Below are 14253 nucleotides of genomic sequence, written 5' to 3' on the forward strand. Positions count from 1 at the left end.
TCTTATTTTAACCGATTGATGTAGACATATGTCGAAACCGTCGGGTATTTGCCATAAAAATCAAGGACATAGTAATAGGTTCCATCTGGTAAATCATGTCCATCCGAACCTTTCCCAGCCCAATCATTTTTGTAATTTTCTGCATCATAAACCACCTGACCTGAGCGATTCATGATCGTCATGCGGTTTGGCTGCCGACTTAAAATTCCTGGGATGATGAACGTATCATTTTTGCCATCACCATTCGGTGAGAAACCTTGCGTCGCAAAAGTTTCGCATTGATCTTTATCCAAACGGTTTGGAATACCATCGTGATCGCAGTCTGGCAACGCACCATAATTCAAATCTTCTTCAACGGCATCCAAAATTCCATCACCATCCGTATCCAAATCCAAATAATCGGGTATGCCATCCTTGTCGGTATCCGCAGGAACACCATTCACTAGGTTCGCCTCATCTCTATCGGAAACTCCATCATTATCCGAATCGACATCCACATAATCTTGCTTTCCATCTTTATCTGTATCTATAGGTACCAAAGGATTAGGCCCCGCCTCGATCGCATCGGTAATTCCATCTCCATCGGAATCTGTATCTGCATAATTGGCCTGACCATCGCCATCCGTATCGATTTCCTTGTAGCCATTCGGCTCGTTGGCAGATACCAAATTGCCCGCCTCCACTTTATCAGGAATCTTATCGCCATCGGAATCTAAATCACGGAAATTGTACACCCCATCGCGATCCGTATCTGCAGGAGCAGCAGGCGTAGTCCCCGCCTCATACGTATCTGGGATACCATCGTCATCCGTATCTAAATCCAAGTAATCGGGACGCGAATCTGCATCTGTATCCACTGGATTAGCCGGAGTCAAACCTGCTTCAATCGCATCCGGAATCTTATCGCCATCGGAATCCGTATCGATGTAATTGGCCTTACCATCGCCATCCGTGTCAATCGTTTTCTCAACTGTATCAGGAATTGTATCTCCATCCGAATCCGTATCAATGTAATTACCCAAACCATCGCCATCTGTATCAATCGCTTTCTCAACCGAATCAAAAATCGTATCGTTATCTGAATCCAAATCACGGAAGTTCATAATGCCATCCCCATCCGTATCGATTGCTTTTTCAATCACATCCTGAATCGTATCATTATCCGAATCCAAATCACGGAAATCAGCCGTGCCATCCCCATCCGTATCCACCGATGTCTCAATGGCATCCGAAATACCATCCGCATCGGAATCTAAATCGTGATAATCTGGCATTCCATCCCCATCCGAATCAACAGGTATTTTAGGTGATGAACCTACTTCCAAAAGGTCTGAAATACCATCATTATCCGAATCAGTATCGCGGTAATCCGGCTTGCCATCGCGATCAAAATCCTGTGGAGTCCATCCATTGGAACCCGCTTCAAATGAATCAAGCATGCCATCATTATCCGAATCAAAATCTTCAAAATCACGGGCACCATCATTGTCTGTATCCACCGGTTTGGCACATGTCACAGCCTCCACAGCATCCGGAATACCGTCATTGTCACTATCTCCATCACGGAAGTTGAATTGACCATCATGATCCACATCATTTAAGCCCTCGGCCGCATCGGGAACGCAATCATTATCTGAATCGGTATCCAAGAAATCCCATGTGCCATCGAGATCGGTATCTTTTGGCTTAAATCCAGCAAACTGAATGCGATCATCCCAGCCATCTCCATTGTTGTCAATTTTGTCGGCATCCGTACATGTCCAGCAGCGCTCCGCACCCTCCCAAGCATCCGGAATTCCGTCGCCATCCGAATCCGTATCGAGGTAATTCGGTAACGCATCGTTATCCACATCACTCCATTTCTCGAAGTTATCGCCTACTCCATCTCCGTCAGCATCGACATCACGGTAATTCGACAAGGCATCATGGTCCGCATCGTTGGTCCGCTCTAAGAAGTCGGCAATACTATCCCCATCCGAATCCGTGTCTTTATAATCTGGAGTTCCATCGTGATCTGTATCCTGAAGGGTCCGAGCGATACCGCCTACACGAGGGTCTAAATAGTCAATCAAACCATTCGCATTTGCATCCAAAAATGCGCCTGAAGCCACTGATAATCGGCCATCCGCATTGTAATCCTGGTGATAATGATAATCATCCACAGCCTCCCAAGCATCAAATATCGAATCGTTGTCTGTATCAGTATCTATATAATTTGCGACACCATCAGAATCCCAATCGCTACTACCTTCAGAGGCATCTAAAATACCATCATTATCACTATCTAAATCGCGGTAATTCATAACGCCATCGCTATCTGAATCCACCGTACGTTCTGTGATGTCTGGAATGTTATCCCCATCGGAATCCATATCCAAATAATCTGCCGTTCCGTCACCATCACTATCGCGCGAAGCACTTGGGCTTTGACTATTATAGCCCTCGATATAGTTTGGAATACTATCGCCATCACTATCTGCTACTACGTCTCCTGCGGAGTTCGGGTTAGTTCCTTGCCGACTTTCCACATAATCCGGAATACCGTCACCATCGCTATCGCGATATGAACTTGGGTTATTCGGGTTTGTACCTTGTTGGGTCTCTACATAATCTGGCACCCCATCCCCATCGCTATCGCGAACACTTGTCGGATTGAAAGGATCTGTTCCTTGTGCGATTTCCACATAATCCGGAACCCCATCACCGTCGGAATCCTTAAAGCTCGTCGGGTTATTTGCATTCGTTCCATCAAGCATCTCTTGATAATCTGGCACACCATCCCCATCCGTATCATGCGTTAATTCCGTCGCATCTGGAATACCATCGCCATCTGAATCTGTATCTAAATAATCCGGAATACCGTCCCCATCCGTATCTGTCGAGGCGACAGGGTTATTCGGGTCGAATCCTTCCAAATAATCTGGGATTCCGTCACCATCTGCATCATGCAAGGTATCTGGAGCGACCAAAGGGTTCGTGGACTGACGCGTTTCCACGTAATCCGCAATTCCTCCATGATCCGTATCCAAGAAGCTTGTTGCATTATGTGGATCTGTTCCTTGACGGATTTCCACATAATCTGGAACGCCATCGCCATCGCTATCCAAATAACTCGAAATATTCGCTGGATTTGTCCCTTGATGTTGCTCCACATAATTCGGAACACCGTCCCCATCCGCATCCAAGAAACTTGTCGCGCTGTTTGGATTCGTACCTTGTTGGTTTTCAATATAATCCGGTACACCATCTCCATCGGTATCTAAGAAACTACCCGCATCATACGGATTTGTGCCTTGCGCTTGCTCGTCCGTATCTGGCACACCATCTCCATCAGAATCACCAATCAACACCGTCATAATCGTCGTGATGCTTGCCGCATTATAATTATTATCCTGCGCCTGTGTCGCTGTAACGGTCGTCGTACCGATTCCGACGATAGTCACTGTGTTCCCACTGATTGTTGCTACAGCCGAATTACTACTTGTGTACGTAATTGCACCTGTTCCCGCAGAACTTGTAGGCGGAGTAATCGTAAATGCCACATCACGGATTGTTTTCGTGATAGCCGGGAAGTTCGAAAGCGTCGGGTTATCACGCGTGATTCGGACTGAGATGGTTGCCGTAGCACACGTACTCGTCGTCGTATTACACACTTGGTAACCAATGGTCACCACACTCGCGGGTTCATTCAGGCCTGCTGTGTAATTCAGTACCCCCGTTGTGGGCGTAAGCACAACCGTACCCGTAGCTGTTCCTGCACCACCGCCCGATAAGCGTGTAAGACTAATGTTTGCTCCAGGAACAAAATCGTCATTAGCCATCACATTACCAGAAATACTACCATTAACAACTGGGCCAAAGAAGTCGTTTTGGGCTAAGGCCAGCAATGGATTCGTATCATTCAAGTTAAGAACTCCATCTCCATCGCAATCCCCTTGTTGCCAAGCGGTGGAAGTCGATACCGTCCGGTGAATCAATAAATACGAGCAATTATTTCTTGGATTGGTATTGTCGTTGACCTCCGTCGCATCCAAGACACCGTCCCCATCACTTTCTAAATCATACGGATTACGGATTCCATCTCCGTCAATATCCGAAGGTGTCAAGCCCGTTCCGGCCGTAGAAGGAATACCATTGGCATTGACAGGGCCATCCGCTTTGCCGTCATTATTTGCATCCGTTCCTCCGGCCTCAATCACATCTTTGATGCCATCACCATCAGAATCTAGATCCAAGTAGTTTGGAATATTATCTCCATCCGTATCACAAGAAATACTTGATGGATTACATGCCGCATTTTCTACCGTATCTAAAATACCATCATTATCGTCATCCAAATCACCCAAGGTATCAAACACCCCGTCACCGTCGGAGTCAACTGGACAACCATTCAATAGAACCGAACCTGCAACCAAACGACATTGATCAACCGCATCCAATACGGTATCTCCGTCAGAGTCCAGGTCATAGGCATTGGCAATGCTATCCGAATCTGTATCGACCGTTGCCAAACCGCTTCCTGCTGAAGAAGGAATTCCATGTGCACCAATTGTTCCGTCGGCCTTACCGTCATTATTTGCATCTGTCCCTCCGGCTTCGATCACGTCTTTAATGCCATCTCCATCAGAATCTAAATCCAATCGATTTGGAACAGTATCACCATCCGTATCGCAAGACGCGCTTGCCGGATTACAAGCAGCATTTTCTTCTGTATCTAAAATACCATCGTTATCATCATCCCAATCATCCACAGTATCATAATATCCATCCCCATCAGAATCAACCGGGCAACCATTTAATTGGGCTGTACCAAATAACAATGGACAAGAATCGGCTGAATCAATAATACCATCCCCATCGGAATCTAGGTTAGGGTCGTTGAATTCATAGACACGAATCACCGCACCAAAACTCGATGAGCCTCCTGTATTGGTTGCAGTAATGATGTATGTTGCTTGCGCCGTAACGGCTGTTGGCGTACCTGAAATAACCCCGGTTGTAGGGTTCAAAAGCAATCCCGCTGGCAAGGCCGGAACAACGGAGTAACTAATAACAGTACCTCCTATGCTGGTCGGGCTTAAGCTCGTCATCGCTTGGGTACGGACCAAACCTACTGGGGTCGCATAACTTAATTGTGATGGCGCTACATCGACCACGGTAATGTTCATGGTGAATGTGGTGAAACCCGTTCCGTTGTTGGCAGTCAACGTATAATTCGCCGAGGGGCTTAATGCCGTCGCCGTACCCGAAATCACACCCGTACTGGTGTTAATTGACAAACCTGCTGGTAGAGCTGGGCTGACGGTATAAGTAATCACAGCGCCTCCGCCAACGGTTGGCGTTAACGGATTAATTGCCACGGTTTTCGTTGCCGTAAGCGTCGCGGAAGGATACACCAAATTCACCGGTGCATAATCCTTGACTTCAATCACGACGTTTTGGGAAACAGATCCCACGAAGTTGGAGGCTGTCACCACATAAGTTGCAGAACCCGTAATCGCGGTAGGCGTACCCGAAATAACCCCGGTCGATGTATTGAAACTTAATCCCGCTGGCAAGGCAGGGGAGATGGAATATCCCGCTGGCGTTCCACCATTATTCGAAGGAGTTAATGGCGTGATTGCGGTATTCAAGTAATAAATAGGTGGTGTTGAATACGTGAAATTCACCGGTGGTGCATCATTGACGATGATGTCAAGTGTTGCTGTCAAAGAACCTGTCACGTTGGATCCGACAATCGTGTAAGTCGTCCGAGCCGTTACCGCAGTAGGCGTTCCCGTAATAACCCCAGTTGTCGTGTTAAAGGATAATCCGGCAGATAATGCAGGGCTAATGCTATAGGAAGTAATTGTTCCGCCTGATGTGCTTGGCCCAATCGATAAAATGGCAATTCCTCTTTCCAATACAATCGGAGAGGCATAACTCAAAGAAGTAGGCGCAACATCATTAACGGTCAATGAGAATGTTGTAGTTGTAGATCCCCCTGAGTTGGTCGCAGTAATTGTATACGTAGTAGCTGCTTTTAGCTCGGCAGGTACACCTGAAATCGTACCTGTCACTGGATCAAATACCAAACCTCCTGGTAAACTTGGACTAATGCTGTAGGTATTCACAACACCTCCACTATTTGTAGGAACAACTGGCGTGATGCTTTGGCCTAACAAATAAATCGACGGAACCGAAATGCTTAAAGCCGTTGGGGCAGGTTCTAATACCGCCAAACTCGTCACAACGGATGTTGACCCCCCCACATTGGATGCGGTAATTGTATAATCACGAGCAGCACTTAAGCTTAATGGCGTTCCGGAAACTTCACCCGTCGTCGTATTAAAACTTAAGCCAGCAGGAAGTGGCGGAGCAATGCTATAGGATGTTGCCGCAGCGCCCGAAACGAATGTTGGCAATAAATTCGTAATAGCAGACCCTCTTGTCCACGATGCGCTTGGCGCAAAAGTAATGATTGGAATATTCGGATTGAGTACTGTTAATGTCGCTGAGGTCGTAGCTCCATTATAGCCTGTTGCCGGATCTTGAATCGCAGAAATGGTCGTCGTTCCTAATCCTACTAACGTCACGGTTGTCCCCGAAATCGTTGCTACTGCAGGATTTGAGCTGATGTACGTGAACACCCCTGAACTGGCTGATGTTGGCGCAGTTATCGTATAAGTTCCATCCGTAATGGTCTTAGTTTGATTCGCAAATCCACTCAAGGTTGGGGTGGTATTGGAAACCAATCCTACGATCAACGGTGCACTAATCGACGCCGAACGATAGTTTGTTGTGCTAGCCTGAATCGCGGTCAAGGTTGTTTGTCCATCACCGATAATCGAAACGGTATTCCCAGAAACGGTCGCAACGGATGGGTTGCTTGAATAGTAGGTATAGGTTCCATTACTTGTTGAAACGGGCACTGGCAAGGCAAAGGACGGTTGGCCTTTTGTCTTATTGTAACCGGAAACCCAAGTGATCGTTGGAGCTAATTTCGAAGGGTCCGATACCGTCACAGGAATTGTGGCTGTCGTTGCCGCATAAATCCCACTCGCAGCTTGCGTCACAGTAATCGTCCCTGAACCAGCAGTCGTTCCCACAGTCAACGTTGTCCCGCTTACAGAGAACACATTCGCCACAGATCCCGAATAAGTTATCGCTCCTGGTGAATCTGATGTTACACCCAATGTAACGTTCGCATCCCCAATTAACTTATTGATTGGCGTTAAACGAATGGAGGCATATTTCGTAACTGTTACAGTGAAGGTTGTTGTTGCCTCCGCATAGTCTTCCGTCGCATTTTGCTTCGCTGTAATCGTCGTAACACCCGGTCCCACAATCGTAACATTATTTCCAGATACCGTGGCAACCGCTGTGTTGCTGCTCGTAAAGGTGAAGGTTCCGTTACTATTTGAAGTAGGCGTTGGAATCGAGAAGATTGGATCGGAAACCAACTTGTCCACGTTAGCCAACGAACCTAGCGTTGGCGTTGTACGTGTCGCACCATAGACCATGACATTATACGCACCACTTAGCGTAGGGTTCGTATTATCCGTGGCAGAATAGCTATTGCCATCTTTCAGTGTAATTAAATCCCCATTCCCATTGTAAGCATAGATACGGAATTCCGTGGTACCTGCAGGCTGTGTAGCAATGCTAGAAAGGTCGACAGAAGTAAGGCCAAAACCAGCGCCTGCCGCAGATTTAAATTCACCTAATGAAGACGCAAAATTATCAACACTTGATCTTAGCTGCAACTTGGTTGTCCCAGCGATGTTCAATCCACCCAAAACCAAACGCGTAAACTTCGTACCTACACTAGTAGTAACTGAATAGCTTAGGTATGGCGCTGTTCCGGTTGTTAAACTTGCTGATGCGTTTGCATGTGTCCATTGGTTAGACGTTGAGTTCGCCGTAGACATACTCAATTGCGTGGTCGACGCAGACGTAACAGCCCCCGACTTAGTATAAGTAGCTGCTGAAGGGTAAGTAGTTGAAGAGGTATTAACCTGGTTCCAACCGGCCAATAAATCGACCGAAGTATAAGGCAAACCATACGCAAATCCTGCTAATGTTGCTGTTCCACCTGCTGTTGTAACCGTGACAGCGCCAGAACTACCATTACGCACAACTGCGGTAATGGTATTATTATCCACAACCGTAAAACTATAAGCTCCAGTAGCCCCAAAAGACACAGAACTTGCCGTACTTAGATTGGTTCCTTTGATGGTAACCGTCGTTGAAGCATTCGTGCGAATCGGGCTAAAATACGTGATTGTAGGTGCTGGCGCAAAGGTAAAGCCCGCTAAAGTTGCCGTTGTTGCCAAAGTGCCTGGTGCGGTAACCACGACAGAACCTGAAGTTCCTGCACCTACAACAGCGGTAATTTGCGTATTGCTATTCACCGTAAATGACGTTGCAGCCGTACCACCAAAAGTCACTCCCGTCGCTCCCGTCAATCCTGTTCCGGTGATTACTACACTCGTTGAAGCTCCAGAATTGGTTGGACTAAACGAACTAATCGTTGGCGGCGGATTACCAATCATGAACAAGGATCCCGAAAGGGTCATCGTTCCTTTAAATCCGCGGAAAGTCACGCGCTTGTATGGCGTGCTATTAGTCGGATTTGAATTAGCTGGATCATCCTCAAAGGTCGTTGAAGCCACAGCTTGCGCTACCCAAGCCCCAGCCACGTAACTATATAAAACGGGGTTCACCACCGTACCACTGACATCCGTCGGATCATAACTGAAAATTAAGTCTGTTCCTGTACCCGTCGAGTTCGCGGATGTTTTTCCTAAATACCAGGTTTTATTGACAACATTCGTTAATGCCGTTCCAGTGGACCCTGCCGACAAAACTCCCGTTGCAACACGCGCTGTATAAATCTCGGATGCGTTCGCATTGTTAACCATGGTTACCGGTGCGTAAGCATTTCCGACACCAATTGGGAAGGTGGTTTCGAAATTACCAACCGGCAATTTCAGCATACCTGTACTATTCGTATTAACATAGGAAAGAAGCCCTGATGCGTTCAAATTAGCCCCGCCATCAGAAACAACTCCTCCTGTATAATTTTTTGTTCCTAAAGTCAATACCTTACCGTTCAAACGCAAGTTACCGGGCACGGACCAATCTGATGCAAAGGTGTATGAACCTCCGGCACCATTGGCTAATAAAAATACAGAGGTAAAATTAGATGGCTGAGAAGGTCCCGTACCTAATGTGTTCGCATTCGAACTCCAGTTGGCCAAGGACTGTAACTGTCCTGCAGCACCTGTGGCTGAAGAATAAAAGGGAGCAACAACACTTAGAATGAGGCTTGTGGAAACTTCACATTGATTTCCGTCTGTGGCCGTATAGGTATATGTTCCTGCATTGCCGTAAGCAACAGAAGATATATCTAAATTCGGACCTCCCCAGTAAGACGAACTTGACCAAACTTCATTGTTAAATGAAGACCCTACCGAAATAGGCGTAACGCTAACAAAAACGGATCCCCCTTCACTGGTTGTAATATTAGATGGAGCCGTTTTAATAGAAGGAACAACATCTAATCCGTAACCCTTAAATTGCAAATGACTTAATCCAGCACCGGAACCCCATTTGGTTGCCCGGATATAACGCGCTTCGACTTCTGTAAAAGTTCGGTCAGGAAAATATCCACTACCATATCCATTAAATGCTGACTCATATTCCGTATTAGACAAATTATTCACTAAGGTATACCAGTTGACATTATCCGGACTATACTCAATCGATCCTCCATTCCAATCTTCTAAGCTAAATTTACCCCAGTTACTTGCATATGGTGAATTGGGATCAGGTGTAAACCCTCCAATACCTCCAATAACCATCGCATTAATTCGATAAATTGAGCCAAAATCTAACGTAATTTGATTCGCTACGATACCAGACTTCGTATCAATGCCCCCGTATTGTCCTTGGTCAGTTAAACTTCCAGCACTAGCGGTATTGAAATAATAGGTTTGGTCAGGATAGACCCAATTCATATTATAATCATAAGTTCCCTGGTCTCCAGGAACATTATAGGAGCCCGAACTTGGATTTAAATAGGTAATCCCTGCATAATTAATGTAGTTATTAACCGAATAGGAATTTGCACACGAACCAAAAACATCAGCAACATTGATAATCGATCCATTGCTATACGAAACACAACCAGCAGAGGCGGTTAGTGCAATGCGGTACATGAAACCGTTAAATTCTTTTTTAACAGTTGAAAGCGTCAACGTAGCAGCGGTAGCGGTTGTACCTGAATAGCCAGTATAGGTAATCCCGTCCATGCTAGAGGTAATATCAGTATACGTTAATCCTCCATCCGTACTACGTTGCCATACGTAAGTCGCCTGTCCACTTAATCCTCCCGCAACTATTTTCTGACTTAATGAATTGGTAACAAAACTATAATTAGAAAGTGTATTCTGAATCGAAGCACCTGTATAAGTAACCGCCACTGCAGTTCTAGGACTACTATAACAACCCGCAGGACTTACAGCAACAGCATAGTAAGTTTGTGGCATGGGATTGTTTGCGCGCGGCATGTCACCTAAGACTGGAGTCACAAATGAATTACCTGTACCAACAACGCCCCCTCCTATATTTTGCCAAACAATAGTCCCGGTCGCTGAGGTCGCACTAATCGTAGCCGTTCCTGGTTTGCAAATAGATGCAGGCGTTGAACTTGTTACAGTGGGTAAACTTATTATGCTACTTGTTACCGCAGTTCTCGGGCTCTCGCAATAAACACTGTTAGCCGTTGAAAATGCCGCAGCATAACGCGTTGTGTTTGCCGATAGCGATAATGAAGTAGACAAACTCGCCGTTATTAATGTACCATTTGTCGCAGCATCGTACCAACGAATATTATTTCCACCGTTTGATGGAACCGCGCTAAAAGTTGCCGTTGAATACTGACAAACGGTTGAACCCGTCACCGAGGAAACAGAAGGTGTCGTTAAAACAGTCACCGCTGCTGACCCTCGAGAGGCATTTGTCCCGATACAATTGGTCGCAGAAACGTAATAAGTTGTATTTGCCGAAACCACCGGTGTTACAAAAGTACTCCCCGTACCTAAAAGGGTTCCTCCAGTACTTGCATTATACCAATTGTATGTAATTCCTGCTCCCCCCGTTGCCGTGATTGTCACCGAACCCGCATCACAGCGCGTCAAAGCAGTTGCCGAACTTAATGTAGGCAAAGCGGGTGCCGTTGTTTGAACAGTTGCTAGTACAGTTGTTCGGGCTGCGGACCGACAAGCATTTGGCGTAACGGCTCCAACATAATAGTTAGTTGAAGAAGCAATACTCGGAGTCGTATAGTTTGCGGTACTTGCTAATAATGTACCTCCAGTAACTGCAGAGTACCATTCAATCGTACTTCCTGCGGAGGCAGACGCCGAAAGCGCCACCGTGCCCGTTGAACAACGTTCCCCAGGGACGGTGGCATCCACTGTAGGCAAGGCTGTTACTGTCACAAGTACAGGTGTAGTAAAATAATAATTATTCGCATCTCCCGGATTCGTCACCCCACGTCTAAACCATGTCGTTTGCGTCAAGGCCGTCGATGTATAAGTCGTGGATGTCGCACCAGCAATATCTGTAAAGTTTATTCCATCCGTTGATTTTTGCCATTTATAAACCAATGTACCTCCGGTATAGGTTCCTGCGGCGATACTCGTAAAAGCGGCAGGTGAAGCACCCGAACAAATGGTTTGATCTGAGCCGATTGACCCCGCTTCGCCGGTCATATTACGGTAAACATCCACGGCAGATGCCACTTGCGTCGCTACGATATCCAATTTATTATCGCCGTCTACATCAAGCAGTTCCAATTGATGATACACACGGTTAGCAGTGGTCGCAACAAGGACTTCAGGAGCAAATGATATCGTTCCAATCGTGGAAGTATTTGCCAAATAGGCAATTTTCGTTGAAAATCCACCTGCCGATGAATAATCCGATACGATTATATCCGGCTTTCCGTCACCATTCATATCTCCTACGGCAATCATGTGCGTATTCAATAGATCCGGGGTGGCAAAATTGCTCGCCGAAACAGGGAAACTTAGGGTGCCCGTTGCTGTATAGGTATTCATCAACACAGATACCTGCTTCGTCGTACTATTCGAATAGACAATATCCAATCGACTATCGCCGTCAAAATCTGCGATTTTAACGGAATTTGAAATGCCGGAATTATCATTAAATCGCATATTGAAATTATCGTACTTGAAATCCGCCAACGTCAGAGAACCTGGGTTAGTCGTATTATTCAAAATATTTACCGCTTTACCCGCTACGACAACATCCACTTTACCATCCCCATTTAAATCCGCCCGATCGGCAGCATACATGGGCCCAACTAATAGGTAGTCGGTACATGATTTGCAAGCATTTGCATTAGCAGATTTTCCTGTTGAGCTCGAAAAGCTAGTTCCAGTTGAAGTGTTTTGGGTTAAATAATAGCCCGATTGGTAACTTGAATTTATTGAGGGATTAAAAATTGACTGACCATTCAATCCAAAAATATCCAATTTACCATCGTTATTCACATCCAAAGGAATCATCGCAGCATCCACGAAATAATCCCCGTTTGGTGCCTTGATGCTGCGATAAGCCCCTAAACTGATGGAACCACTCGTGCTTGAATTCATATTCGCGAATCCACCTGCGGCAGACAATCCATTACTTGTAGCCAAATCAATCTTGCCATCATTGTTCAAGTCGGCAGCCATCACCGAACGAGAAGCATTAGGGTAATACGTTTCTGATACGCCGGCAACAGCTGTAACGGCAGCAAAAGTGCTGGAGTTAACAACACCAGCCGTAGCTGTATTACGTAACACCTGAGGAACACCCGCTGAAGAATAGGTCGCCAAATCGGGTTTTCCATCTTGGTCAATATCAGCAACAGCTAATCTTTGGGATGGGTTTAAGGCCTCTGGAGTAGAAAATGAAATCGGCGCTAAAAAGGACGTATTCGCCAAACTCGAATATTTGGCGTTAACTAAACCGGTGTTTTTGGGCAAGAATTTGGCTTGTGAAGTAGCCGACAGATTGGTTGCGGTATTCAGCACAGAGAAATGATCATATTTCGCGTGAGCCGGAATCGTGACCGTGATGCTTGTGGATGTTGCAGATGTGATCGTACATTTTGAACCTCCTAAGTACACAATATTATGAGCCGCATCATCGCCAAAAAACTGTCCATTTAATGTTACGGAGCTTCCTACGGCCCCCGAGGTAGCACTTGTCGTCAAAATCACAGGTGCCGCCACATAAGTCAATGCAACCTCATCAATCGCTAAATTACCTCCGTTATATCCGCCAAAGGTATAGGTCGGCGTAGGGCAATAAACTTTAACTCGGCTGTAAGATGTTCCCGAAGGAATAGAGCTATTTGTTCGCACCGTAACATCCTGAGTTCCTTGACCTGAGACAATTGTGGCATTGTCAAACGACCATTCAATAATATAATTGGCCCCGCCACCAGGTAAATCAACATGGTAAGTGTAAATAGTGTTAGCCGCCCATTGTTGTACATGGTTGGCATCATAAACAATATTGTTTCCCGTTGGAACAATCGTTGCCGACGTAGGCAATGTACAAATAGGCGGGTTTTGAATATAATAATTTTGATCAAATGCCGCCCACTCAAAAACTACCCGATACGTTGTACCCGGCTTTAAGTTATAACCCGTAAAGAATAGGTAAGTTGAGGTTCGATCGTTTTGTAAAGGATCGCTGTTTGTATACGTTTGCCACGTTGATTGGTTTTGCAAAAATGTGGTCAAGGCCGAGGTACTCGTTCGGTAAAAATCCCCGCCCGTAGGCAAGTACTGCAAATCCGAAACTGGCATGAACAAGACGCGCGGAGGAAAGGTAGATCCATCCGGATTTTTCCACTTGAAAGATAAATTAATCGAAGTCGCATTAGTAGGAACTGTGATGTCCTTATACATATAGACAATCGAGTTACCTGCTTGCGGGCTTGTCAATGTTTGCGTACTTGCATTGTTCGAGACATAAGCTCCATTCGAACCCGCAGATTTTACAGCTGGGCCTACTTGCCATTGATTGGCTTGAATGCCATTTAAAAAAGTCCAGCCATGCGCTCCTTCAAACCCACCATCCGTATTAGGATTGATGATATAATTAACCGACTGAGCAAAAGTTTGTTGATGAAGTGACCCCAATAAAAAGATTAGGGCGAATAAACGCGTAAATCGAATCGTCATGTGT

The 14253-nt window shown here is 45.9% G+C and carries 1 protein-coding gene; it reads right to left on the bottom strand.

The window, feature by feature from the left end:
• Positions 1-2 precede the first annotated feature (2 nt).
• Entirely contained in the window at positions 3-14249 is a 14247-nt protein-coding gene (locus tag V7S75_RS01405) for an Ig-like domain-containing protein (protein WP_459510905.1), read from the bottom strand.
• Between the last annotated feature and the right edge of the window lie 4 nt (positions 14250-14253).

This window comes from Aquirufa sp. TARAVU-A1A (assembly GCF_054558675.1).